The following is a 24,012-nucleotide window of genomic DNA, read 5'->3' on the forward strand; positions in this document are numbered from 1 at the left end:
GGTAGACGGACCCATGCGAGACGCGTATGTAGTCGGGGCGGGGCAGTCGGCGTTCGGCTCGTTCCCCGAGGAGACGTACCTCACGCTGTTCGACGACGCGTTCGACGCGGCGATCGACAGCGTCGACGGCGACCTCCCGCCCGACTCGATAGACGAAGCGTACCTCGGCACGCTGGGCGTCGGCGGCCGGCAGATCGGGCTCTCCGGGCCGGCGGTGACCGAACACCTCGGTCTCCACGGCGTCCCGACGACCCGGGTCGAGAACGCCTGCGCCGCGAGCGGCTACGCGTTCCGGCAGGCCGTCACCGCGGTCAGGTCCGGCATGGTCGACGTGGCGCTCGCCGGCGGCTACGAGGTGATGACCGACGCGAGTTCCGACCACACGCGCTGGTGGCTCGGCGTCAGCGGGGAGACGGAGTGGGAGCGCACCAGCGGCGCGACGTTCGCCGGCGTGTACGCCCAGATGGCAAGCGCCCACATGGACGAGTACGACACGACCGTTGAGGACCTGAGCCGCGTCGCCGTGAAGAACCACGGCAACGGCGCGCAGAACCCGAAGGCCCATCTCGGCTTCGAGTGCTCGCTCGACGACGCCGTCTCCGCGCCGGCGGTCGCGGACCCGCTCAACCTCTATCACTGCTGTCCGACCACCGACGGCGCGAGCGCCGTCCTCGTCGCCAGCGAGGACGTTGCGCGGGAGACCAGCGACGAGGCGATCCGCGTCGCGGGCGCTGGCGCGTCGAGCGGCCGGGTCGGCCTGTTCCAGCGCGACACGCTGACGAGCATCCCCGCCAGCGTCCGCGCCGGCGAGGCCGCATACGAGGAGGCCGGGATCGGCCCGGACGACCTCGATTTCGCGGAAGTCCACGACTGCTTCGCCATCGCCGAACTGCTCGCCTACGAGGATCTGGGCTTCTGCGAGCGTGGCGAGGCCGGACGGCTCCTCCAAGAGGGCGTCACCGACCCCGACGGCGACCTCCCGACGAACACCAGCGGCGGGCTGAAGTCGAAGGGCCACCCCATCGGCGCGACCGGAACGGGCCAGATCGTCGAGGCGTTCAAGCAACTGCGCGGCGACGCGTACGTTCAGGTCGACGACCCGACGTACGGGCTGGCCCACAACGTCGGCGGGAGCGGCGGCGGCGTCACCGTTCACGTCCTCGAACGGGAGGCGGGAGCATGAGAGGGATCGCCGCCGCCGGGGCGTACGTCCCCCGGTTCCGGCTCTCGGCCGACGAACTCGCCGACGCGTGGGGCACCAGCCACGCGAGCGGCGTCGAACGGAAGGCTGTCCCCTCGGCCGACGAGGACGCGCTGACGATGGCCGTTGCGGCGGCCGAGCGCGCGCTGGACGCCGCAGCCCTCGACCGCGTGGAGCTGACGCTCGCTGCCGCGGCCACGACCACGCCGCCGCTTGAGGAGGGCGAACTGGTGCCGCGGCTCGTTCGGGCGCTGGACCTGCCCGCGTCCGCGGCGACGGCGACCGAGACCGGCCACACCGCGGCGGGCGCGGCGGCGCTCTCGCGGGCGCTGGACGCCGACGGCCCGGCGCTCGTCGTCGCGGCGGACTGTCCCGAGGGCGATCCGGCCGAGGCCGACCACCCGTTCGGTGCCGGCGCGGCGGCGTTCGTCGTCGCGGACGACGCCGCGGCCCCCGTCGCCGACGCCGCCTGGCACACCGACGAGACGCCCGGCGTCCGCTTCCGGGAGCGGGGCGACGGCGACGTGCAGGGGTTGGACATCACGACGTACCAGCGCGACGCCGTCCGCGGGGCGGTCACCGAAGCCGTCTCGGCGCTCGACGTCGATCCCGACGGCGCGGACGCCGCGGCGGTCCACCAGCCCGACGGCCGGTTCCCGTACCGGGCGACCGGCGACCTCCCGCTCTCGAACGAGGCCGTCGCGGCGGGCACCGTCGTCGACCGCGTCGGCGACGCCGGCGCGGCGACCGTCCCGCTCGGCCTGCTCGCGGCGCTCGACGGCGCGGGGGACGGCGACCTGACGCTCGCGGTTCCCTACGGCGGCGGCACCGCGGCCGCGTTCGCCGTCGAAGGCAGCCTGTCGGTCGCCGGGATCGACGACCTCGACGGCGGCACCGAGATCGACTACGCCACCTACCTCCGCGAGCGCGGCTACGTCGTCTCGGGTGAGGTGTCCGGCGGTGGCGCACACGTCAGCCTGCCGAACTGGCGGCGGTCGCTCGACCAGCGTTACCGGCTCGTCGCCGGGAAGTGCCCGGAGTGTGGCGGGGTCACGTTCCCGCCGGAAGGGGCCTGTCAGTCGTGTCACGCCCGGGTCGAGTTCGAGGCGTTCGAAGCGCCGCGGACGGGGACGATCCGCGCGCTGACGGTGATCGGCCAGGGCGGCGCGCCGCCGGAGTTCGCGGAACTGCAGCAGCGGGACGGCGCGTACGCCGTCGCCGTGGTCGCGCTGGAAGGTGAAGACGGTACCGCCACGCTCCCGGCGCAGATCACCGACGCCGACCCCGAGTCGGTGGCGGTGGGCGACGAAGTGCGCGCGACGGTGCGCCGGATCTACGAGCAGGAGGGCGTGCCGCGCTACGGCGTCAAGTTCGAGCCGACCGAGTGATCTCCGGGGACCGCCCGGTATTCGACCGGGTTCTCGCCCGATCGCTCGACCGCGCCGGCGGCGTCCAGTCGGCGGAGGTGGGCCGACGCCTCGCCCGCGCCGAACTTCGCGTGGATGCCGTTCATCTCGCCGAACAGGTCGCGGGCGACGGCCCACGGCGTCACACCGCCCTCCTCGGGGAGCGCGTCGAGGACGCGCCGGGCGCGCTCGCAGTGGTGTTCGCGGACAGCGGCCGCTTCCTCGGCCACGTCCATCGTCGTCCCGTGGCCCGGTTCGCCGCGGTCGAACTCGGCCGCGACCCGGTCGACCGAATCGAGGTAGTCCGCGAGCGGGTCGTCGGTCCGCGTGTCGCTGCCGCCGACGTTCGGCGTGTACGTGGGGAGCAGCAGGTCGCCGAGCAGGAGCCGGCCGTCGTACACGTACGACGCGTGGCCGGCCGTGTGGCCCGGCGTGTGGACCAGTTCGACCCCGGCGACCGACTCGCCGTCCGAGAGCGCGCGGACGTCGTAGGTGTCGGGAACCGGCGACGGCCGGTCGGATGCGACCAGCCGGTCACGCACGTCCTCCGGGACGCCCCACCGGCAGAGGGCGGCTGCGTCGCGTTCGAGCCGTCGATCGCGCTCGGCCGCGTAGTCGCCGACCAGCGGCGCGTCGGCGGCGTGCATCGCGACCGACGCGTCCGCCGCCTCCGCGAGCCGCGTCGCGAGGCCGGCGTGGTCCGCGTGCCAGTGCGTGACGAGGACGTGCTCCACGTCGCCGAGCGCGAGGCCGGCGTCGTCGATGCCGCCGCGGAGTGCGTCCCACGCGTCCTCGCCCGGCGGTCCGGGGTCGACGACGACGCCCGCGTCGGGCAGGACGTACGCGCTGTTGACGCCCTCCGGCGTGCCAGCGCCGACGGGGACGCGGCGGACGGCGGTCATTCGTCGTCCTCCTTCAGCAGCGCCCAGCGGTCCAGCGCCGACTCGCGGACGTTCTCCGGGAACGACGACTCGAAGGTGACCCGCGGCGCGATGTAGTCCTCGTCCCAGCGCGGGTCCCAGATGGCGCTGATGTACAGCCGTGACCCGGTCTCGCCGTCGCGTCGGTAGACCGGGGCGGTCGCCGCCGGCGCGTTCGGGTCGCTGAATATCCAGTCGTTGCCGGGGTGGGCCTTCACCCACATGTCGTCCAGCGCGCGGGCCAGGTCGGTCGGTCTGGCGTACTCGTCCAGCACGAGCACCTTGTCGAAGTACTCCGAGAACGAGAACAGCGCGTTGGCGAGCTGCCAGTCGAAGCCCGCGTACAGGATCTCGCTGGAGACGAGACAGATCCCGAGCCGGCTCTCAACGGGGAGCTGGACCCACGAGACGGGGGAGACGCCCCAGTAGCTGTTGACCCGGCGGTACAGCGTCGCCGCCTCGACCAGACTGGCGAGATGCACGTCGTCGGCCAGCGGCGCGCCCAGCGGCACGAAGGGAACGGTCGGGTCCTCGCGGAGGCGGATCCGGTCGGCGTCGACCGCAACGGTCGCCGTCTCGGTGGGGCGCTCCCACGTCGCTTCAGGTCCGACGACCGCGTCGTCGGTCGGCCGGGCGACGCCGTCGATCCGGACCTCCGCGCCGGCCGGGACCACGCGACCGTCGGCCCGCGCCAGGGGCACGTCCGCCAGCCCCGCCGCGCGTTCCGGGACCCCCGGCGCGGTGCGGTCCTGCGTCCACCCCTGGAGCGCGGCGATGAGCGTCGCCGCCGAGACGCCGAGCGAGATGCTCGCTGCGCGCTCCCCGTCGCACCAGTCCAGGAACGGCCGCGGGACGGTGACCCGGAGCAGGGACCCGCGATGGACCGTCCCCCGGACCGGTGCCCACGAGGTCGTCCCGTCGCGCTCGACCGCGATGACGCCCTGCGTGATCGACTGTCGCCCCTCGCCGTCGACGGTCGGCAGGCCAAGCGCGTACAGGTCGTCGCCCGCGTCCGTCTCGGCGGCCGGGTCGACGAACACCGCCTCGTCGAGGGGCGTCGTCTCCCACGTCGAGAGCGTTTCCAGCAGGTCGACGTAGCTCGCCGACCGCTCCATGCCGAGGCCGGCGGCGATCCGCCGCCACGGGCGGTTGCTCCGGCTCGATAGCTGGTCCGGGCCGGCGTACACCCCGCTGGCGAAGGCGACCGTTCCGGAGGTCTCCTCGAACCGGAGCGCCGCGCAGTTGGTCCGGAGCGCCTCGCTCGCGACGACCGCCGCCTCCGTGTCCCAGTGGACGCGCTCGTCGATGGCGACCAGGTCGTCGGCCGCCCGCAACCCGTCGAGGTGTTCGGCGAAGGTGGTCACGGCTCGGCCCCCGCGTCGAACTCGGTCGGCCGGTCGGGGGTGGCCCCCGCTTCCGTGAGCAGCGTCCGCGCCCAGTACCGCGTCTCGGCGTCGGCGGCGTCGGTCGCGGTGTCGACGGCTGCCTCGTCCTCACGGGTCGCGTCGATGTACGCCTTGGCCGTCTTTGCTTTCGACGTGCCGGTCTGGGCGTCGCCCTTCTCGCTGGGCGTCTGGTAGATGTTCAGCGGCACCTTCGGCATCGACTCGACGCCGAACTGGTGGAAGTCCTCGTCGGGGTCGGCGTGCAGCGCGAGCGCCTCCAGCACGGCGCGCTGGTCCAGCGGGTCCACGTCCGCGTCGACGAACACGAAGAAGTCGACGTGGAGCATCCCCCACGTCGTGAAGATGAAGTTCGCCAGTTCGTGGAGGTCGCCCGGCGCGGTCGAATCCGTCGAGACGACGTACACCGTCCGGGGCGTCGACTGCCACGGCACGCAGCGGTCCACGTCGAACCCGCCGGCCCGGAGCCCGAGCGTCGCGTCCGGGCCGACACAGCCGATCTCCATCGAACTCGTCGAGTTCTCGGTGTAGCCGACGCCGGTGCCCTCGACGCAGAAGGGGATGATCGGGCGCTCGCGGTGGGTGATCGCCGTCACCTGGAGCGCCGGCATCGAGCGGCGGGGGCCGTGCATGTACCCGAAGTAGTCGCCGAAGGGCCCCTCGTCGCGGCGCACGTTCGGGACGATCTCGCCCTCGATCACGAGTTCGGCGCTGGCCGGCACCCGGAGGTCGTTCGTCTCGCAGGGGACGAGTTCGACCGGACTCCCCTTCAGCCCGCCGGCGAACTCGACCTCGCTGCGGCCCGTTGGGATCCACATCACGGAGCTGTACTGCACCGCCGGTTCGGCACCGACGACGATCGCGACCGGCATCGGCTCGTCGCGGCGCTCGTACTTGTAGTAGTAGAGGTTCGGCGTCTGCTCGCCGGCGAGCAGGAGGACGCTCGCCGTCTCGCTGTCGTGTATCATCGCGCGGTGGTAGGAGTAGTCCACCCAGTCCGAGTCCAGGTCCGGCGTGACGAGCGTGTGCAGGTTGGAGTAGCGGCCGCCGTCGCCGGCGTGGATGTACGGCCACGGGTAGTCCAGCAGGTTCACGTCGTCGCCGGTGTCGATAACCTCCTTGCACGGGGCGTCCGACCGGGAGACGGTCGTCGGGTCGCGCTGGTCCTGCAGTCGTTCGATCGTCTCGTCGTAGAACTCGCGACGCGCGGTGTCCGGGGGGACGTCCATCCCGAGCGCGATCCGGTCCCACGGCCGGCGCTGGGAGCCGCGGTACGGGTCCCCGACGAGCCGCGCCCCCTCCACCGACTCGAACAGCGGGATCCGGTCGTCCTCCTCGTTTGCCAGCATCGTGATCGCGCTCGCCTCCAGGTTCCACGAGACGGGGTCGGCCACCCGGACAAGTTCGTCGCGTGCCTCGAGCCGCTGGAGGTACTCGCGGAAGCTGTCGACCGTCATCCGCCGTCGCTCCCGCCGGTCAGCTCGCGCTGCTCGCGTTTCACCTTCAGGTCGACGTACTCGTTGACCAGGTCGGGGTGGCGCTCCGAGAGGTGTTCGTACAGGATCTTCCGGCTGGCCTCCGAGACGGAGCCGTACTCGTCGGTCTCGACGAGGTACCGCAGCAGCGTCTTCACCTCCTCCGACCGCGTGTTGATGACGTTCGGGTCGTCCGCCGTCTCGTCCATCACCCGTTCGAGCGTCCCCCTGTCGACGCTCTCGGCGTCGATGTCCGTCTCCAGCACCTCGATGTACCACTGCTCCTCCGTGTTCTCGTGTGGCCCCTTGACGACCGTCAGCGGGTCGGGGTCGGCGAGTTCGTCGGGGTCCCGGCTGACCCGTGCGCGGGTGCTGAAGATCTCCTTGGTCTCCGTGTCGGTCACCTGGATACTGATCTCGTCGCGCTCGGGGTCGGGTGGGAGGTTGGTTTCGGACGTGACGTATTCGTCGGACATACCCAGTGGTATGTGTTTCCATGTTACCCGGATAAAGTCTTGTCGTGTATGGCCGAGGAGAGCCCGTGCGACCGTCGGGGACGCAGTCCGCCCGCGCCGTCAGGGTCGGACCGCAGCGTCTGTGCTCACCACATCCCACTCGGCGGGGTCGATGACGTTGCCGTCGAACGCGTCGTGTTCGGGGTACGCCGTGAACACGAGGAACTCGGCCCTGTCTTCGAGATAGTCGACCAGCGTCGACAGGTTCTCCTCGGAGAGGCCGCCCAGTCGGTCGAGCAGCATCACCGGGACGTGGTCGCGCACCTCGAACGCCTCGTGGCCGGCCAGCGCGGCGACGATGCCGAGCAGTTCGAGCTCGCCCTCGCTCAGGGCGTCGACGCTCGCCTCGCGCCCGTCGCGGGCCACGACCAGGTCGAAGTTGCTCGTCAGCCGCGCCGTCTCGAAGCTCGTGTCGAACCGCGCGAGCAGGTCGTCGATCGCGTCGTCGAACGCCTCGCGGGTCCGCCGTTTCAGCTCCGTCTTCCGGTTGCGCAGCGTCGCGATCTCCTCGCCCAGGTCCTCGTGTTCGGCCGAAAGCGTCTCCCGCCGGTCGGCGAGTCGCTCCAGCCGCTCCAGTTCCTCGCGTTTCTCGTCGAGCTCGGTCTCCACCCGCTTGATCTCGCTTTTCACGTCGGTGAGGTCGTCGCTGTGCTCGGCGACGGACGCCTCCAGTTCGGCGATCCGCTCGTCGAGTTCGTCCCGGCGCTCCCGCGCGGCGTCGAGGCTCTCGGCCCGGTCGCCGCGCTTTGCCTCCAGGTCGTCGATGCGGCGTTCGAGGTCGTCGCGTCGCTTTTCCGCCTCCCGGATCTCGTCCCGGCGGGCCTCCAGTTCCTCGACGCGGTCGTCGTACTCCGCGCGCTCGGCCTTCAGGTCGGAGATGCGGTCGCTCAGTTCGTCGAGGTGGTCGCGGAGGGCCGACTCGTCCGTCTCCGACCCGCAGAGCCAGCAGCCCATCTCGTCGCCGAGGATCCCCCGGTCCCGGTCCGTCAGCAGTTCGACCCGGTCCTCCTCCAGCACGCGGCGGTTGGCGGAGTACACCGACTGGAGCAGTTCCACGTCGGTCCGGATCGACTCCCGGCGGTCGCGCACCTCGGCGAGTTCGGCGCTCACGTCCTCGTCGGGTACGGTCAACTCGTCGTACTCAGCCCGGACGTCCGCGAGCTTCTCGTCGATGCGGTCGACGGCGTCGGTCAGCCGCTCGACGCGCTGCTCGGTCTGGGACTGCTCGGCGCGGAGGCGGCTCAGTTCCTCGCGGTCGTCGGCCCCGGCGGAGCCGTTCTCCGCGGCGAGTTCGTCGCGCTCGTCGGTCAGGTCGTCGAGTTCCCCCTCCAGCCGGGTCACGTCCTCCTGGACCGACGGCAGGCGGCGCGCGGCGTCGCGGGCGTCCTCCAGTTCGCTCTCGACGCTGGACCGCTCGGCTTTCAGGTCGGCGATCCGCTCCTCGATGTTCTCGAAGTCGAGCGGGCGAGTCAGCAGTTCCTCCAGGTTCTCGCCGCGCCGGACGGCCCCGCGGACGGGGTTGTCCTCGTCGAGAAAGGCGTACAGGTCCGCCCGGATACGGTCGTACTCGTCGTCCAGATAGACTGAGCCGTCGCTGACCACGGTGCCGTTCCGTCGCTCCAGTTCGACGGCGTACGTGTCGTCGGGCGCGTCGAGTTCGACCCGCCCGGCGTCGGCACCCTCCGTGAGCGGCGTCACGGTGCCCATCGCCGTCTCGACGGCCTGGAGGAAGCTCGACTTCCCCTGCCAGTTCGCGGCGCGCACGACGTTGGTTCCCGGTCGTATCGTCGCCGTTCCCTCGCGAATGCCGGCGATGTTCTCCGCAGTGAGGTCCCACGTCATACCGGGTGTTCGCACGGACGGCGTTAAGTTTTACTACTCACATAGTAGAATCGGCGTCGACGTGCCGTCAGCACCCCGCGTGGCAACTTTTTTGAAGCCGAGGCGGGTGAGTTCCGACGATGACCGCGACGGTCGGGGGACCACATGAGCTGTAAGATCGATTCCGTGGCGGAGAAGTACGACCTCGACGTCACCCAGTCGGCGTACGACGGCGTCGACGACTACCTGTTGCAGCGCTGGACCGGCGACGACGGGCGGTCGTCCGACGGCTACCGATCGCTGACCGAGTGGTTCAACAAGCGCCTGCTGAAGCGGGTGTACGACGACCACAACCGGGAAGCGACCGGCGTCAGGTTAGACAGCGAGTACGAGGCGCTGCGGGCCGACGACGACCTCACCCGACAGGAACTGGCCGACGACCTCCGGGCCGCCGGCATCGACGCCGACGAACTGGCGTCGAGCATGGTCTCGTGGAGCACGATGCGACACCACCTGAACGACTGCCTCGACGGCTCGAAGGAGACCGAGGAGGCCAGCTCCGACTGGGAGCAAGAGAGCGTCCGCATCGCGGCCCAGCGGACCGAGGAGAAGGCCGACGAGGCGGTCCGTTCGCTGGCGTCGAAGGGGGAGATCGCCGACGGCGACGCGGCCGAGATCACCGTCGACGTGCGGCTGGAGTGCCCCGTCTGTCACGTCCGCACGCCACTCTCCGAGGCGGTCGACCGTGGGTACGTCTGCCGAGAACACGCCGACGGCGCCGGCCGGGAGCAGTCCAGCGAGGTCGGCGACTAGTCGAAGTCGGGGCGGCGGCCCTCCAGAAACGCCTCGACGCCTTCCTCGTGGGCGTCGGTGTCGTACGCGAGCGTCTGGAAGTGGGCCTCGCGCTTGAGTCCGTCGTCGACCGGCTGCCCGAGGTTCTCGTGGATCGCCGCCTTCGCCAGCGCGATGTTCTCCGTGGGGCGGGCGGACAGCGTCCCCAGCAGGTCGTCGACGGCGTCGTCCAGTTCGTCGGCCGGGACCGCCTCGTTGACCAGGTCGAGTTCGGCCGCGCGCTCCGCGTCGATCAGGTCGCCGGTGAAAGCCAGTTCCTTCGCCGTCCGGAGGCCGACGAGCCGCGGGAGCGTCACGGTCCCGCCCATATCCGGGACGAGACCGACGTTGATGAAGGAGGCTCCGAGACGTGCGTCAGCGGCGGCGTACGCGAAGTCCGCGGCGGCGACGAGCGAGAGGCCCGCCCCGACGGCGTCGCCGTTGACCTTCGCCACGACCGGGACCGGAGCCGAGAGGACGCGCTCGGCGACGCGGCCGAGCGTCTCACGAACCCTGTCGTACGCCTCGCGGGCGGTCTCGTCGCGCTCGGCCATCGCCTGGATGTCGCCGCCGGCGCTGAACGCGTCGCCCTCGCCGGTGACGACGACGGCGTCCAGTACTGCCGGATCGAGGTCGTCCAGGGCGGCCGCCAGTTCGCTGGCCGCGTCGGCGGTGAAGGCGTTGCTCGCGTCCGGTCGGTCGAACGTGACGTGTCTGACCGCGTCCTCGTCACTGACGTGCATGGTTCCACCTCCGGAGGGCGCGCACTTATAACTCGGTTCGGCGACGGCGGGTTGCCGTAACGGTCGCTGGTGCGCCGGGGGTCACCGGATAGTCCGGACGCCGAACGCCGTCACCGCCGCACCGCCGATCACCAGCGGCATCCAGTACACCGCCCCGCGGAAGATCAGGACGGCGGCCGTGATGGCCGACGCCTCCACCCCGGTCGTCGGCACGAGCAGCGCGACGAACGCCGCCTCGATCCCCCCGAGACCGCCGGGAAGCGGCGCGGCACCCGCGACGTTGGCCAGCGGCACGACGAACAGCAACACGTACGGCGGGACGCTGTACCCCAGCGCAGCGAAGGCGGCCAGGAGCGCGCCCGCCTGCAGGAGCCACCCGGCCAGCGACAGCGCCACCACGGTCGCGAGCCGCCACCGGTCGGTCCCGACGCGCTCGATGTTGCCGAAGAACCGCCCGATCCGGTCGGTGAGGTCCGCCTCGACCGATGACGGATCGAAACGATTAAAACCGAGACGACCGATGTTTTTGCCCACAGTTTTCGGAACCCACGTCCGTATCGACTCCCGGCGGCCCCACGCGAGCCACACGACCGAGACGATCACGGTGACGAGCACAACCGCGGAGGCGACGGCCGTTTCGATCCGCTCGCCGACGGCGGCGGTCGTCGCGTAGTAGCTCGCGCCGACGAAGACCAGCGAGATCGAGGGGACGACGTTGATCACGTCGACGCTCGCGATCCCGGCCAGTCCGGTCTCGTAGCGCGTGTCCGACACCTTCGAGATGATCAGCGCGGCGACCGGTTCGCCGCCCGCCTGACCGAACGGCGTGACGTTGTTGGCGAAGACGGCACCGGCGTACACGAAAAACGACGTTACCGGCCGGATATCGACGGACAGCGCCGCGAGAACGGTCCGGAGCATTAGACTCCAGAGAACCAGCCAGCAGAGGGCGAGCCCGAACGTGACCGCGACGAGCGCCGGGTTTGCGGAGAGCAGGGAATCGGCGACGCGGCGTACGCCGACGAGCGAGAACAGGACGACAAAGACGGCGATAGCCCCGACCAGACCAAGGACGGCGACGTACCGGTTTCGGTCGTCCATGTGACTGTCGAATGGGAGTATCGACACTTGAAACGACTGATCGACAGTGGCGGAGCCCACGACCGAGCCCGTTCGGTACACACGGGAGCCCATCACTGCCAGTATCAACAACCAATAAAAATACGTGGGTCGACTTGATACGTTTCACAAACTAATGAAAGACCAGAGCTTCCTCGAGTCGGACTGGGACTACTGTCTGGTCCTCGATGCCTGTCGGTACGACGTGTTCAGCGACGTGTACGACGAATACCTGAGGGGAAGCCTGGAAAAGCGCCGGAGCAACGGGTCGTCGACGCCGGAGTGGGCCTACCGCACGTTCACCGGGGAGCACGATATCGCGTACTTCTCCGGCAACCCGTTTATCAACGACCTCGACATCCCGCTGAACGAACTCAAGTGGGGCGCTAGCTGTGACTACGAGTGGACGGCCGCAGACCACATCAGCGACGTGTTCGACGTGTGGAAGACCAACTGGGACGACGACCTGGGGACGATCCCGCCGGGGAACATCGCGGACGCGTTCCGAAAGCACCGCCACGCCGACGAGCGGACGGAGCGGACGGTGCTGCATTACATGCAGCCCCACGCGCCCTACATCGCCCGCGGGAAAGGGCAGAAGCTACACAAGATCCAGAAGGGGATCCGGAAACAGGACGAAGCGGAGGCCGGGGGCGACGACGGCGGGTCGATGCTCGACACGGTCCGGCCGAAGCTAGAGAGCACCCTCGAAAGCAGTGAGTTCATGCAAAAGGCAGGACTGTGGCTCGAACTCGATCCGGCCTCGATCGTGCAGAACGGCACCCGCGAGGCGGCGATGGCGCTGTACGAGGAGAACCTCCGGATCGTCCTCGAATCGGTCGCGGAACTGGTCCCGGAACTGGATGGAACCGTCGTCGTGACCGCCGACCACGGCGAGGCGTTCGGGGAGGAGGGCGTCTGGGAACACCACATCGAGACCCACATTCCACCGCTGGTCGAGGTGCCGTGGCTGGAGGTCGAATCAGCTGCCCCCCACGGTTAAACGTGTCATCAGTTGGATCCAGGCACCGAATGGAGACGGGGTGCGATAGGCAACAGCGACTCGGTTTTATGATGCTGGGTTGATCGGAGTTCGGTAGTTCGGGCGCAGGGGTACAGCAAACCGTGCGATACGGTCAAAGGCCGAGTAGCGTCCGCGCCTGCGCCGGCGTCGCCACCTCGCGACCGAGTTCCTCGGCGACGCGAGTCACGCGTTCGACGAGTTGCGCGTTGCTCTCGGCCAGTTCCCCCTGCCGATAGTAGACGTTGTCCTCCAGTCCGACGCGGACGTGGCCCCCGAGCAGGATGCCCAGCGTCGCGAACGGCAACTGGTGTTGGCCGAACCCGAGGACGTTGAACCGCGCGCCGTCGGGGAGGTTGTCGACGGCGTTCAGCAGGTTGCGCGGCCGCGGCCGGGTGAGCGTCCCGCCGCCGAAGATGAGCGTCGCGTACACGGGGTCCGACAGGTCACGCCGCTCCAGCAACCCGTGGACCTCGTTCATGTGGCCGTCGTTGAACACCTCCAGTTCGGGTTTGATGCCCCTGTCGCGCATCTCCGCATGGAGCGAGTCGACCAGCCCCCGGGTGTTCTCGCTCGTGAGGTGCTCGTACCGGTTCAGCGGCCCCATGTCGAGCGACGCCATCTCCGGCGGCGGGTCCGTCCGGAGCGGCAGGTGCCGGTCGGCGTCCGGCGCGCCGGTGCCGCCGGTCGAGTGCTGGATCACCACGTCGTCCGCGTGACGGCGAACCGCGTCGTCGATCTCCTGAAACCGCTCGGTGGCGAAGGACCGCTCGCCGTTCGGCCGCCGGGCGTGGAGGTGGACCACCGACGCCCCGGCGTCCTCGGCTGCCGCCGCCGCACGGCCGATCTCCTCGGGGGTTTCCGGGAGGTTCGGGTTGGCCTCTTTCCCGTGGACGCCGCCGGTGAGCGCGGCGGTGACGACCAGCGGTTCGCCGCCCAGAAACTCCTCGTACGTCACGGCTCCGCCCCGTCGTGTTCGCGGAAGATCTCGCAGTGCTCGGCGTGGTCGAGGTCGTGGCGGTCGTTGCAGATGTCGGCTCGCATCGGCTGGACGAACCGCTCGGCGACGGTGCAGTACGCGCGGTCATGGCCGAACTCCCGCTCGTCGTCGGCGTGGCGGTACGCGAGGTGCGGACAGGTCATACCGTCGCCACGTGCCGCGACGAGTTAACGGTTGGCGGGCGAGCCGGGCGGGTCAGGCGTCCCGCACCTCGACGCGGTGGTGGTTGATGTTCACGTAGGTGATCGGCGGCGGGAGCGTGTACTGGCCCGGGTACAGCTCGATGTCCTCGCCCGCGAGGCTCTCGTCGTACTCGAACTCGGCGGCCGACGAGTGAGCGTCGACCGTGGCCGAGACGATCGACCCGTAGATGGAGGGGTTGGACTGGATGCAGACCTGGATGTCGGTGTCGCACTGGCCCGCCCTGTCGCCCCACGAGGATTCGTCGCTGGCGGCGTAGAGCAGACCCTCGAAGCGGGGGCTACCGCCCGTGCCGAAGTCGACGCCCATCTCGGACGTACCGTACACCTGGATCACCGAGGCGTCCGTGTTCTCGTCACAGGGTTCCACGCAGATCGCACCGCCGCCCTGCATGTACAGGTCCCCGGTCGTGTATATCTTCAGCGTGTGGTCGTCCGCGTGGTCGGTGACCGTGACGTTGCCCATGTCCATGTCGCCGTCGACGACGAGCGTCGCGTTCCCCTCCGAGAGGTCGAACTCGAGGTCGCCACCCTCGATCCGGTCGGCGACGTACGTCCCGTCCGACAGTTCGTCCGAGCCCGTGTACGACGTGTCGACGACACCCAGGTCCCGGTCGACGTCGGTCGTCCCGTCCTCGGTGTCGTTGACGATATCGTGGATGACGGGGTCTATCGGCCGCATCCGGCCGTCGCGGGCGGTGTCGCCGATGGTGCACCCCTTACCCGTACAGAAGTCGTCGAGCCCCCCGGGAGTGTGGATCATGCCCGCGTCGAACGCCTGGTCGAGTTCGTCGTAGCCGAACTGGACGGTCACGGTGTTTTTCTCGTGGTCGACCTCCTGGACGACGGGGTCGCCGGCCTGGGCGCGGAAGTACTGCTCCCAGCCGCGGTAGTAGTCGCTCTTGACGGTGATCTTGACGTTCTCGTCCTCGAGGACCGCCGCCTCTTTGTACGTCGTCGTGCTCTCGTGGACGGCCTGTAGCTCCCCCGGGCCGAGCGTCTCGTCGCCGGCGACAGTGATCACAGGAAACGTGAGCGTGCTGTCGGAGCTGGCGTAGTCGATGGGGGGTCTGGAGACCACCTGCGTCGCGTTGCCGGTCTCGCGGAAGACGCCACCCGCCTGATAGGCGAGCTTCGTCCCGTCCGTCCCGGAGTACTCAACGGTGCCGATGGTGACGTTCAGGTCGTCGTCGAGGGCGTCGGACTCGACCCGGATCCAGCCGGTGTCCTCCCTCGCCACGGCACCGCCCTTTCCGACCGCCAGATCTACCGACTGCGGCTGGTTCTGGTCACGCGCCGCCGTCCCGAGGGTCTGGCGCAGTTCCACGAACGCCTGTTCCGACTTCTCGTTCGCCGACCGCTGTTCCATGTCGGAAACGGCGGTCCCGCCGACGAGCATGATCCCGGCGGCCCCGACGGCCACGATCCCGAACAGGAGCACCAGCGCCAGTACCTCCGACTGGCCCCGTCGACTCCCCGTCACGGCCCCTCTCTCCCCGGTTCGTAATCCCCCATGTTCGTTCGGATCTGAGCTGTCAAAGCACATAATCTATTCGGATAGCACGAAAGTAAACGTTTCAGGGCTTCAGGTCCGGTTGGGCAAACGGGAGACGGGCGGTAGCGACGCAGTTTCGGCGGTGCGCTCCCGACGAGCCGGCGTTGACTGTCGACCGGATCGAGGGCAGCGTTCCACCCCGATTATCAGATCCGTTTAGTACCGGGGAGTGCAACGGCGCGGCATGGTACGACACCGCGGGCTCTCGATCGACTGGTTCGGCTATGCGACGGCGCGGATCGCGGGCGACGACGCCGTCGTCTACACCGACCCCGGGCGCTACGGCGTCCTGCGCGGCGAGTGGGCCGACCGGTACGGCGGCGCGGACCACCCGAGCGGCGGCGCATACGACGCCCAAGATGGCGGCGTGGTGCTGGTGACCCACGACCACCACTACGACGACGACGGGATCGAACGCGTCGCGGCCGACGACGCCACGGTGGTCGTGTACGAGGCGGTGTCGGCCGACGGCGTCGCGGACAACAGCGGCCGCGACGTCCGGGAACCGGAGGATCTTCCGTACGACGTTCGACGGGTCGGGTACGGGGACACGGTGTCCGTGGACGGCGTCGAGGTGTCCGTCCAGCCGGCGTACAACCTGCCCGACGGACCGAACGCGAGCGGCGGGGAGCCGCTCCACCCGGAGGGCTTCGGCTGCGGGTTCGTCGCGACCGTCGACGGCGTCCGCTGCTTCTGGCCCGGCGACTCGGACGTGCTCGACGAGCATCGCACGCTCGACGTGGACGTGCTCCTGCCGTCCATCTCGCGGAACTTCACGATGGACCGCCACGACGCGGCCGCCCTCGCCGCCGACCTCGACCCCGGACTCGTGGTTCCGATCCACTACAATACGTTTTCCGACCTGCGGTCCGACTCGGGTGCGTTCGCCGCCGACGTGGCGAAACGGGGCGTGCCGGTGGCCCTGGCCGAACAGGACTTCTGACGCGGTCGGGGAACGGACGGGGCGAGACGGAACCTATTTCCTCTCGGTGAGGGTAGCACGGCCCATGACGATCAGCGTGACAGTGTGGAACGAGTACAGACACGAGCGCGAGCACGACGAGGTGGCGGAGCTGTACCCCGAGGGGATCCACGGCGCTATCGCCGACGCGCTGAGGGAGGCGGACGGCGATACCGGGTCGGAGTTCGAAGTACGGACCGCGACGCTCGACGAACCGGAGCACGGGCTGACCGAGGACGTGCTGGCCGAGACGGACGTGCTGACGTGGTGGGGCCACGCCGCGCACGACGAGGTCGCTGACGAGGTGGTCGAGCGAGTCAGGGAACACGTCCTCGACGGGATGGGGCTGATCGCTCTGCATTCGGCCCATTACTCGAAGATCTTCACGGCGCTCATGGGGACGACCTGCTCGCTGAAGTGGCGCGAGGCCGCCGAAACCGAGCGGCTATGGGTGGTCGAACCGAGCCATCCCATCGCCGCGGGCGTCGACGAGTACATCGAGGTGCCGGAGGCCGAGATGTACGGGGAGCGCTTCGACGTCCCCCAGCCGGAGACGCTCGTGTTCAACTCCTGGTTCGAGGGGGGCGAGGTGTTCCGATCGGGCTGCTGTTACACCCGCGGCGAGGGGCGCGTGTTCTACTTCCGGCCCGGCCACGAGACGTATCCGGTGTACCACCAGCCCGAGATCAGGCAGGTGCTGCGGAACGCCGTCGCGTGGGCCGCGCCGGGCGAAGGCGCGTCGTCGGCAACCGGCAACTCCGACCCGGTCGAGCCGATCGACACCGACGACGACCGGAGCGTCCACTAGGTCGGCTGCGGCGGGACGCGAGGAACTATCCGTCGGGCTCCTCCACGCCGGTAATCTCGAACCGAGCGCCGCCGTCCCCGCCCGCACGAACATCTATCTCCCAGCCGTGGGCCGCGACGATCTCCTCTGCGATCCGGAGTCCGATCCCGGTGCCGTCGGGGTCGGTCGTGTACCCGATGTCGAACACCCTGTCGCGCTCCCCCTCGGGGACGCCGGGACCGTCGTCCTCGACGTAGAAGCCGTCGGGGATGTCGCCGACAGCGACTCTGACATCGTCGTCGCAGTGGTCCAGCGCGTTGCGGAACAGGTTTTCCATGAGCTGTGTGAACCGGTCGCGGTCGGCGAGGATCGTCTGCGTGCTCTCGACGGTGAGTTCGGCACCTGTCGTCCGGACGTTTTGCCAGCACTGCTCGCTCAGATCCGAAAGCTGAACCGGTTCCCGGTCGACCGCGAGTGTACCCTCGTGGGCCAGCGTCAGCAGGTCGTCGATCATCCGTTCCATCCGGTCGAGCGTCTGGTAGCATCGCTCGAAGTGGCTGTCGTCGCCCGTTTCCTCTGCTGCTTTGATCGATCCCGAGAGCACCTGAAGGGGGCTCCGGAGGTCGTGGCTGACGAAGGAGGCGAACTCCTCTAGCCGTTCGTTCTGCCGTTCAAGCTCCCGCTCGTGGCGCTTTCGCTCGGTCACGTCCCGGCCGATCCCGGCCAGCCGCAGTTCGCCGTCCGGATGCTCGACCCGGTTCGCGACGAACTCGTGGGGTATCGTATCGCCGTCGCTTGTGAGGATCGGCGCCTCGAGTCGCGCGTGGCCCTCCTCGAATACCTGTTCGATCCGGGACGCCGCTCGCCCCCGGTCGCTCTCGGGGACGAAATCGGACCCCTTCATCGAGACGATCGCCTCGTCGTCGTATCCCGTCACAGCCGCGAACTGCTCGTTCCACCGCTGCATGTTGCCGTCCTCGTCGTGGACGAAAAACAGGTCGTCTATCGCGTCGAAGATCCGGCCGGTGTACTCCCGGTAGCGTTCGAGTTCCCGCTCGTTCTCGACCCGTTCGGTGATGTCACGCGAGGCGACGACGTAGCCGTCGAGCGCCGTCTCGGTCCGGTTTGTCGCACCCGACTCCAGCCATCGCCACGACCCATCGGCATGCTGCATCCGGAACTGGACGCGATACGTTTCGTTCCGCTCGGAGACGAGGTCGGAGAACCGGTCGACGACCGTCGGCCGGTCCTCCGGATGGACGTAATCGAACGCGTTCTCCCCGGCGAGTTCGTCCTGGTCGTAGCCGAGGACGCGCTCAACTGCGGGATTCTGGTAGCGGACCGTGCCGTCCTGATCCAAGACGGTCACGATGTCCGTGGTCTCCTGAATCAGCGTCTCGTAGCGTTCGAGGTCCTGTTCGCGTGCTTTGCGGTCCGTTATCTCCCGGGTGAAGCCGACGACGCGGACGACCTCGCCGTCGTCGAACACCGGTTCCCCCTTGGCCCAGACCCACCCGGTTTCGCCGTCCCCTTTCCGTATCGGGAACTCGATGTCGATTACCTCGCCGTCGGAGAGTCGCTCCATCGCCCCTTCGACGGACTCGCGATACTCGGGGTCGACCGCGTTCAGGAAGTCCCGCGGATCCTCCCTGATCGCCGCCTCGGAGCGCCCCCAGACCGATTCGTACCCGGAGATGAACAGCAGTTCCTCCCAGTCGCCGTCGGTCACCCAGAGGCAGTCGACGGTGTGCTCGGCGAGTTCCGTGAGCAATCGGTGCGTGCGCTCGGTCGACCGACGCGCCCGGTGCCGGTCGACGCAGTCTACGATCCGGTCGACGAGTTCGGCGATGCCCTCCGAGTCCGGGTGCCGCCGGACGTAATCGGTCGCGTCGGCCGACATCGCGCGACTCGCGATCGCCTCGCTGCCGTCGGCCGGAAACAGGATAAACGGGAGGTCCGGCGATCGGTCCCGAACCGATTCGAGGAACTCGATACCGTTCGACCGTGGCAGGTCGTAGGCGGCGACGACACAGTCGTGGTCCGACTCGTCGAATCGTGCGAGACCGTCCTCCGTCCCTGTAACCGTCTCGACGGCGATCCCGCCGTCCTCCCGTCGGATCGACCTCGCGGTCTCGGTCGCGAGATCCGTATCGCGTCCCGCATACAGAATCTTCATTTCCTTAGACATACTGTCGAATTACCCGGTGTGTGCACGGACGTTTAATCTCACTAAGTAAACCACTTTTGTTTTTATCTTGGAGAAAACAGGAATTATGGCGTTCTGCGACGCGGCGCGTTCCGCGGGGACGGCTACAGGTTTCGCTCGAGATGCCGGTTGATCGACTCGACCCGGGAGCCGTCGAACGTCCACTCGCCGACCCACTCGTTGGGATGTGCCTGATAGGCGATGAGCGCCGCACACTCGTCCGGTTCACCGGGCGAGCGGTAGACGACGAACCACGCGTTCCGGAACTCGTCACTGTACCCGGCGTGGATCGTCGCTTCGAACGTCTCCGGAGGTATCCAGTCCGGGATGCCGTACACGTGTACGTCGACGTTCGTCTCCGCGAGGCGTCCGTACACGTTTCGCGTGCCACGCTCGTCGTCGATCCGCGAGAGGCGCTGGAACGACGACCGGAGCCGGCCCCCGTCCTGCTTCCAGGCGGTCTGTTCGATAAACCGGGACAGGAGGATGAGCGGGAGCTTCTCGGTGTCGGACTCGGGGTAGCCCCGGAGGTAAAACGGGATGTCCTCGAGTTCCGCGATCACGTCGGGAACCTCGATTTCGCCGAGCGACCGCGAGCCGGTGCTGTAGAGGTCGGAGTTGACGAACAGGATGCTGTCCTCGAGTTCGCGCAGCGAGGACGTGGCCACGACGTCGCCGTCCCGGAGAAGGATGACCGCGTTCTCGTCGCAGTCCGCTATCTCCTCGGACTCGACGTGGACCGGTTGGTCCGCAAACAGCGTCTCGACCATCTCCTGGACCGGCATCGGTCGCGTTCGGTTCACGACCGCGAGCGACCACTGCTGGGCAGGTTCGTCGGTGATGAACTCGGTGATGTGGTCGGACATCCCTATCGTGGGAACCTTTTTGTTCGGTGCTGATAAATCCAGTCCCGGCTTCCCCGGTAGTGTTTAGATAAGCTGGTTCCATGCGAAGGCGAATTCGAAGCAGTCGCCACCTTCGATGAGGCGGGCGATCTCTGGCATGAACCACTAGAAGATCGCTCCGCCTCACTCTTCACCCTTATCTGAACACTTCCCACCGCCGGAAGTAAACGGATCATCTATAAAATGTAGAAGGAACAAGACGTGAGAACGCACTAGATGACATTCTCAATCACAGCCACTGAACCGGAATCGAACAAAGCAGGTGTCGCAATTGCGTCCGTGTTCCCTGCTGTAGGCGCTGTCTGCCCATGGGTGAATGAGAAAGGTGCAATCTCATCTCAAGCCTGGGATTCCGGCGCTGATTACGGGGAACCAGCGCTTGAAATGCTTCGTCAAGGGTACAGTCTTGAAGCAACAGCGGAAACACTAATTTCGGATAGGGATGGAGGAATCGGTACCCAGTTCCACGGAGTCACGAAAGATGGAGACACATTCACCTACACTGGTGAGATGTGTGACGAGTGGGCAGGTCATATTAACGGTGGAGACCATACAACTGCCGGAAACCTACTTAGCGGGCCTGATGTCGTCGAATCTATGAGCGAAGCATTCAGCTCAGCAGCGGGGCCGTTGGAGGAACGGCTCCTTTCAGCTTTAGAAGCAGGTGAACAGGCAGGAGGTGACAAGCGAGGTGATAATTGGAGTGCGGCCCTACTTGTTCATGCGCCCAGCTCGAAGCTGTATCATAATCTCCGTGTCGACAACCCCGGTACTCCGATCGAAGGGCTCTGGAACGCATACGAGAAGGCAAGGGAAACCGAATCAAATATGGATGGATCGGAGTTGGAAAACCATTGGAATGGGCCGGCTCCAGATTCGATTAACGATTATCGTATCAAGTACTGAAGTGTATATCCGACCAGGACGGGGGAATGGATGGTAAGGGCATCAATACGACAAAAAAGTGGATAGTGGATTCGACTCATTTTCATACATCATTATATGCTTACTATTGGGTTCACAGTAGTAGACCGTATAGCATTCTTGTGATTAACAGTGAATATTCCCCAAATGAAACCCACTCACGTTTAGCCTGAAAAACTTCCCCGTGAGGGATCACTCGTCGGCCGGACCTGCACAAAGCGTCAGACCAGCTGGATCGTGTTGCCGTTCGAGGTGACGTGGAGGTCACGGCCGAGTTCGTAGCCCTGGTTTCCGGCGAGGTCCACGTAGCCCGAGAACCCACTCATCTCCTGGTGGGCCGGGATGACGTGCTGTGGCTGGAGCGCGTCGAGCATCTCGTAGTGGCCCTCCTGTCGGAGGTGGCCGGAGACGTGGACGTCGTCGTAGATGCGCGCGCCCTGCATCTTCAGCAGGCGCTCGGACTGGTAGCGCTGGCCCTCGTTGGTTGGCTCCGGGATGATACGGGCGGAGAAGATCACCTTATCGCCGTCCTCGATGTCGTACGGCGTCTCGCCCCCACCCATTCGGGTGAGCATCGCCCGCGGCTCGCCCTGGTGGCCCGTGACGACCGGCAGGAAGTTCTCCTTGCCCTCTTTCATCACGCGGTTGAACGCGTTCTCGATGGAGCGCCGGTGGCCGAACATCCCGACGTCGTCCGGGAAGTCGACGCCGATCCGCTTTGCGGTGCCGGAGTACTGCTCCATCGAACGGCCCAGCAGCACCGGCTCACGGCCGATCTCCTTGGCGAACTCGACGATGCTTTTGACGCGAGCGATGTGGCTGGAGAACGTCGTCGCGAGGATGCCACCGTCGAAGTCTTCGAGGCTTTGCATCACGTCCCGGAGCTGGGTCCGGGCAACGGCCTCACTGGGGGTACGGCCCTTCTTGTTGGCGTTGGTACAGTCCTCGATGTAACAGAGGACGCCGTTGTCCTCGCGGCCGATCTCCCGGAACCGCTTCATGTCGATGGGGTCGCCGATGACCGGCGTGTGGTCCATCCGCTTGTCCAGCCCGTACACGATCGCCCCCTCGGGCGTATGCAGTACCGGGTTGATCGCGTCGATGATCGAGTGCGTGACGTTCACGAACTCCAACTCGGTGCGCTCGCCGATGCTCATCGTCTCGCCCGCCTCCATGGCGATGAGTTCGTTGTCCATGTCGAACTTGCTCTCGTCCTCGATCTCCTCCTTGACGAGTTCCAGCGTGAACGGGGTGGCGACGACGGGCGCGTTGTATCGATGCCCAAGCTTCGAGATGGCACCGATGTGGTCGAGGTGGCCGTGCGTCGGCACGATGGCCTTCACGTCACCTTCGAGTTCGCTCATCACCCGGTCGTCGGGGATGGCACCCATGTCGATCAGGTCGAGGCTGTGCATCTGTTCGGTTCGGATGTTGTCGTGGACCAGTACCTGCGAGAGGTTCAGCCCCATGTCGAAGATAACAACATCGTCGCCCGCTCGGACGGCAGTCATCTGCCGGCCGACTTCCTCGTAGCCGCCGATAGTCGCGATTTCGATTTCCATGATTGGAGTCCGATCAGAGCGATCCCAGAATCAGAGTCGAGATCCGCCACGGATGGGAGAGCACACGAGGAGTCGGCCTTCAGCGGTCGCGGCCGCCGTACGGCCACACAGACCGACTCTACAGGTTGCCCGGGGACAGCACGTCTTTCGGTTATAGAGGCCTAACAACCCGTGACGTAAATACCCGCGGAAGTGCACTCCCTCGGATCACTCGCGATGCCGATCTGTTGTGTAGGACCGAATCAAGCCGGACCGTCGGCTCCATCAACGGTATTCTGGTCGTCACTGTAGTTCGTTGCCTTCCGCAGCGCGTCGAGGTCGGGCTGTTCGTCAGGGCTGCGAGCCGACCACGCGAACTTGACGGTACGGTCGGGATCCACCACGAACGTCGCCCGACCGGGAACGTCGCGGTGGCCCTCGAAATCGTCCGTAAGCACGCCGAACGCTCTACTGACGAGGGGCGGGAACTTCGTACGTTCATCCGCAACGACCAGTACACCCTCGAAACTGGCGAGCGGAGTCGCCTCGAAATTCCCGTGGGGCAAGACCTGAAAGAGAAGTACGGCCTTGGCTACCACGACCGCCTGCGCCTCGAAGTCACTGGCGACCCCAAATAGGAGGGCGAACAGGGCCGGTTAGAACTGTACTACGACGAGGTCGATGACACGTTCAGGGCCATTCAACCCGTCACCGTGCCTAATTCTCGACGGGATTCACCACTAGCCGAGGAATCAGCTGCCTTGGACGTCGGCGCAAACAACCTCGTCGCCTGTACGACCACGACCGGCCAGCAGTACCTCTACGAGGGGCGCGACCTGTTCGCCCGCTTCCGCGACACCACCGAGGAGATCGCCCGCTTGCAGTCCAAACTCCGTGAGGGCCGGTACAGCAGTCGCCGTATTCGACGCCTCTATCGAAAGCGGACACGACGCCGCGACCACGCACAGGACGCGCTCGTCCGCGACTTGATAGAACGGCTGTACGACGAGGGCGTTGCCACCGTGTACGTGGGCGACCTCACCGACGTGCTGTCGGCACACTGGTCGGCAGAAGTGAACGAGAAAACGCACCAGTTCTGGGCGTATCGCTCGTTCATCGACCGGCTTGCGACGACCGCCGAGGAGTACGGCATCACGGTCGAAGTCGAGTCAGAAGCATACACGACAGCGGAGTGTCCGGTGTGTGGCGAACGCGACGATACAGAACGGGACGGCGACGTGTTCCGGTGTTCGTGTGGCTACGAAGGCCACGCCGACCTCGGCGCGTCGCGGACGTTCCTCGAACGACAGGCTGACACGAATCTGGAAGTCGGGTCGATGGCACGGCCCGTGCGCCTCACGTGGGACGACCACACCTGGTCGGAGCTACCACACTCTCCCGAGAGGGCAAGTCCCAACGAGGAGCGCACAAACCGGAGTACCCGCAAGGGGAAACTTGCCTCCGTGGATACGACATAG

20 protein-coding genes and 1 pseudogene are annotated in these 24,012 nt (G+C 67.3%); 8 read left to right on the top strand and 13 right to left on the bottom strand.

Going from position 1 to position 24,012, the window contains the following annotated elements; translation table 11 throughout:
- The first annotated feature begins 13 nt into the window (after positions 1-13).
- Both D8896_RS16175 and D8896_RS16180 read left to right on the top strand, forming a co-directional pair.
- Entirely contained in the window at positions 14-1,183 is a 1,170-nt protein-coding gene (locus D8896_RS16175) for a thiolase C-terminal domain-containing protein (RefSeq protein WP_121823153.1), read from the top strand.
- Positions 1,180-2,589, top strand: coding sequence for an OB-fold domain-containing protein (locus D8896_RS16180; protein ID WP_121823154.1), 1,410 nt, complete (start codon positions 1,180-1,182; stop codon positions 2,587-2,589). Before D8896_RS16175 ends, D8896_RS16180 begins: the two co-directional genes overlap by 4 nt.
- Here the strand turns inward: D8896_RS16180 and D8896_RS16185 are convergent.
- From D8896_RS16185 to D8896_RS16205, 5 genes are all read right to left on the bottom strand, one after another.
- Positions 2,559-3,509, bottom strand: a complete 951-nt coding sequence (locus D8896_RS16185) for an MBL fold metallo-hydrolase (protein ID WP_121823155.1) — start codon at positions 3,507-3,509, stop codon at positions 2,559-2,561. The two genes, D8896_RS16180 and D8896_RS16185, sit on opposite strands and share 31 nt — an antisense overlap.
- On the bottom strand, positions 3,506-4,891 hold the full coding sequence (locus D8896_RS16190; RefSeq protein ID WP_121823156.1) for a UbiD family decarboxylase: 1,386 nt from the start codon (positions 4,889-4,891) through the stop codon (positions 3,506-3,508). Before D8896_RS16190 ends, D8896_RS16185 begins: the two co-directional genes overlap by 4 nt.
- Positions 4,888-6,387: a UbiD family decarboxylase gene (locus tag D8896_RS16195; RefSeq protein ID WP_121823157.1), complete on the bottom strand. Its 1,500-nt coding sequence runs from the start codon at positions 6,385-6,387 to the stop codon at positions 4,888-4,890. The genes D8896_RS16190 and D8896_RS16195 overlap by 4 nt, the downstream gene beginning before the upstream one ends.
- A complete protein-coding gene (locus D8896_RS16200) occupies positions 6,384-6,881 on the bottom strand; it encodes a hypothetical protein (protein WP_121823158.1) in 498 nt (165 codons plus the stop codon). The genes D8896_RS16195 and D8896_RS16200 overlap by 4 nt, the downstream gene beginning before the upstream one ends.
- 99 nt (positions 6,882-6,980) lie before the next feature.
- On the bottom strand, positions 6,981-8,762 hold the full coding sequence (locus tag D8896_RS16205) for an archaea-specific SMC-related protein (protein WP_121823159.1): 1,782 nt from the start codon (positions 8,760-8,762) through the stop codon (positions 6,981-6,983).
- Between the two features lie 144 nt (positions 8,763-8,906).
- Between D8896_RS16205 and rdfA the strand changes: the two genes are divergently transcribed.
- A complete protein-coding gene (gene rdfA, locus D8896_RS16210; protein ID WP_121823160.1) occupies positions 8,907-9,554 on the top strand; it encodes a rod-determining factor RdfA in 648 nt (215 codons plus the stop codon).
- Here rdfA and D8896_RS16215 read toward each other — a convergent pair.
- Positions 9,551-10,315 (bottom strand): enoyl-CoA hydratase/isomerase family protein, encoded by a 765-nt coding sequence (locus D8896_RS16215; RefSeq protein WP_121823161.1) that lies wholly within the window; start codon positions 10,313-10,315, stop codon positions 9,551-9,553. The genes rdfA and D8896_RS16215 overlap by 4 nt on opposite strands.
- 81 nt (positions 10,316-10,396) lie before the next feature.
- Positions 10,397-11,416: a lysylphosphatidylglycerol synthase transmembrane domain-containing protein gene (locus tag D8896_RS16220; RefSeq protein ID WP_121823188.1), complete on the bottom strand. Its 1,020-nt coding sequence runs from the start codon at positions 11,414-11,416 to the stop codon at positions 10,397-10,399.
- A 154-nt stretch (positions 11,417-11,570) separates the two neighbouring features.
- Here D8896_RS16220 and D8896_RS16225 point away from each other — a divergent pair, with 154 nt between their 5' ends.
- A complete protein-coding gene (locus D8896_RS16225) occupies positions 11,571-12,437 on the top strand; it encodes a hypothetical protein (protein WP_121823162.1) in 867 nt (288 codons plus the stop codon).
- A gap of 133 nt (positions 12,438-12,570) precedes the next feature.
- On the opposite strand, the gene D8896_RS16230 is transcribed toward D8896_RS16225, so the two are convergent.
- The 3 genes from D8896_RS16230 to D8896_RS16240 are packed head-to-tail and all read right to left on the bottom strand — an operon-like array spanning position 12,571 to position 15,138.
- Entirely contained in the window at positions 12,571-13,413 is an 843-nt protein-coding gene (locus D8896_RS16230; protein WP_121823163.1) for a BKACE family enzyme, read from the bottom strand.
- Entirely contained in the window at positions 13,410-13,598 is a 189-nt protein-coding gene (locus D8896_RS16235; RefSeq protein WP_121823164.1) for a hypothetical protein, read from the bottom strand. Before D8896_RS16235 ends, D8896_RS16230 begins: the two co-directional genes overlap by 4 nt.
- Before the next feature lie 52 nt (positions 13,599-13,650).
- Positions 13,651-15,138: a DUF7289 family protein gene (locus tag D8896_RS16240; protein WP_121823165.1), complete on the bottom strand. Its 1,488-nt coding sequence runs from the start codon at positions 15,136-15,138 to the stop codon at positions 13,651-13,653.
- Between the two features lie 256 nt (positions 15,139-15,394).
- Here D8896_RS16240 and D8896_RS16245 point away from each other — a divergent pair, with 256 nt between their 5' ends.
- On the top strand, positions 15,395-16,153 hold the full coding sequence (locus tag D8896_RS16245) for an MBL fold metallo-hydrolase (RefSeq protein WP_121823166.1): 759 nt from the start codon (positions 15,395-15,397) through the stop codon (positions 16,151-16,153).
- A 64-nt stretch (positions 16,154-16,217) separates the two neighbouring features.
- On the top strand, positions 16,218-16,979 hold the full coding sequence (locus D8896_RS16250) for a ThuA domain-containing protein (protein WP_121823167.1): 762 nt from the start codon (positions 16,218-16,220) through the stop codon (positions 16,977-16,979).
- Positions 16,980-17,004: 25 nt separating this feature from the next.
- On the opposite strand, the gene D8896_RS16255 is transcribed toward D8896_RS16250, so the two are convergent.
- Positions 17,005-19,146: a PAS domain S-box protein gene (locus D8896_RS16255; RefSeq protein WP_121823168.1), complete on the bottom strand. Its 2,142-nt coding sequence runs from the start codon at positions 19,144-19,146 to the stop codon at positions 17,005-17,007.
- Positions 19,147-19,268: 122 nt separating this feature from the next.
- Entirely contained in the window at positions 19,269-20,030 is a 762-nt protein-coding gene (locus D8896_RS16260; protein ID WP_205596857.1) for a DICT sensory domain-containing protein, read from the bottom strand.
- A 255-nt stretch (positions 20,031-20,285) separates the two neighbouring features.
- On the opposite strand from D8896_RS16260, the gene D8896_RS16265 reads away from it, so the two are divergent.
- A complete protein-coding gene (locus D8896_RS16265) occupies positions 20,286-20,975 on the top strand; it encodes a DUF1028 domain-containing protein (RefSeq protein ID WP_121823169.1) in 690 nt (229 codons plus the stop codon).
- A gap of 239 nt (positions 20,976-21,214) precedes the next feature.
- Here D8896_RS16265 and D8896_RS16270 read toward each other — a convergent pair whose 3' ends face one another.
- Positions 21,215-22,555, bottom strand: a complete 1,341-nt coding sequence (locus D8896_RS16270; protein ID WP_121823170.1) for an RNase J family beta-CASP ribonuclease — start codon at positions 22,553-22,555, stop codon at positions 21,215-21,217.
- 452 nt (positions 22,556-23,007) lie between these two features.
- Between D8896_RS16270 and D8896_RS16275 the strand changes: the two are divergent.
- Positions 23,008-24,012: pseudogene (locus D8896_RS16275) on the top strand (RNA-guided endonuclease TnpB family protein); the annotation flags it as partial.

Origin of the sequence: Halostella salina, from assembly GCF_003675855.1 — an archaeon.
GTDB lineage: Archaea > Halobacteriota > Halobacteria > Halobacteriales > Natronoarchaeaceae > Halostella > Halostella salina.

Coding starts and splice junctions, on each gene's coding strand:
- D8896_RS16265 (WP_121823169.1), top strand. CDS start 20,286: ATGACATTCTCAATCACAGCCACTGAACCGGAATCGAACAAAGCAGGT.
- D8896_RS16260 (WP_205596857.1), bottom strand. CDS start 20,030: ATGTCCGACCACATCACCGAGTTCATCACCGACGAACCTGCCCAGCAG.
- D8896_RS16255 (WP_121823168.1), bottom strand. CDS start 19,146: ATGTCTAAGGAAATGAAGATTCTGTATGCGGGACGCGATACGGATCTC.
- D8896_RS16220 (WP_121823188.1), bottom strand. CDS start 11,416: ATGGACGACCGAAACCGGTACGTCGCCGTCCTTGGTCTGGTCGGGGCT.
- D8896_RS16195 (WP_121823157.1), bottom strand. CDS start 6,387: ATGACGGTCGACAGCTTCCGCGAGTACCTCCAGCGGCTCGAGGCACGC.
- D8896_RS16215 (WP_121823161.1), bottom strand. CDS start 10,315: ATGCACGTCAGTGACGAGGACGCGGTCAGACACGTCACGTTCGACCGA.
- rdfA (WP_121823160.1), top strand. CDS start 8,907: ATGAGCTGTAAGATCGATTCCGTGGCGGAGAAGTACGACCTCGACGTC.
- D8896_RS16205 (WP_121823159.1), bottom strand. CDS start 8,762: ATGACGTGGGACCTCACTGCGGAGAACATCGCCGGCATTCGCGAGGGA.
- D8896_RS16235 (WP_121823164.1), bottom strand. CDS start 13,598: ATGACCTGTCCGCACCTCGCGTACCGCCACGCCGACGACGAGCGGGAG.
- D8896_RS16270 (WP_121823170.1), bottom strand. CDS start 22,555: ATGGAAATCGAAATCGCGACTATCGGCGGCTACGAGGAAGTCGGCCGG.
- D8896_RS16200 (WP_121823158.1), bottom strand. CDS start 6,881: ATGTCCGACGAATACGTCACGTCCGAAACCAACCTCCCACCCGACCCC.
- D8896_RS16175 (WP_121823153.1), top strand. CDS start 14: ATGCGAGACGCGTATGTAGTCGGGGCGGGGCAGTCGGCGTTCGGCTCG.
- D8896_RS16245 (WP_121823166.1), top strand. CDS start 15,395: ATGGTACGACACCGCGGGCTCTCGATCGACTGGTTCGGCTATGCGACG.
- D8896_RS16180 (WP_121823154.1), top strand. CDS start 1,180: ATGAGAGGGATCGCCGCCGCCGGGGCGTACGTCCCCCGGTTCCGGCTC.
- D8896_RS16225 (WP_121823162.1), top strand. CDS start 11,571: ATGAAAGACCAGAGCTTCCTCGAGTCGGACTGGGACTACTGTCTGGTC.
- D8896_RS16250 (WP_121823167.1), top strand. CDS start 16,218: ATGACGATCAGCGTGACAGTGTGGAACGAGTACAGACACGAGCGCGAG.
- D8896_RS16185 (WP_121823155.1), bottom strand. CDS start 3,509: ATGACCGCCGTCCGCCGCGTCCCCGTCGGCGCTGGCACGCCGGAGGGC.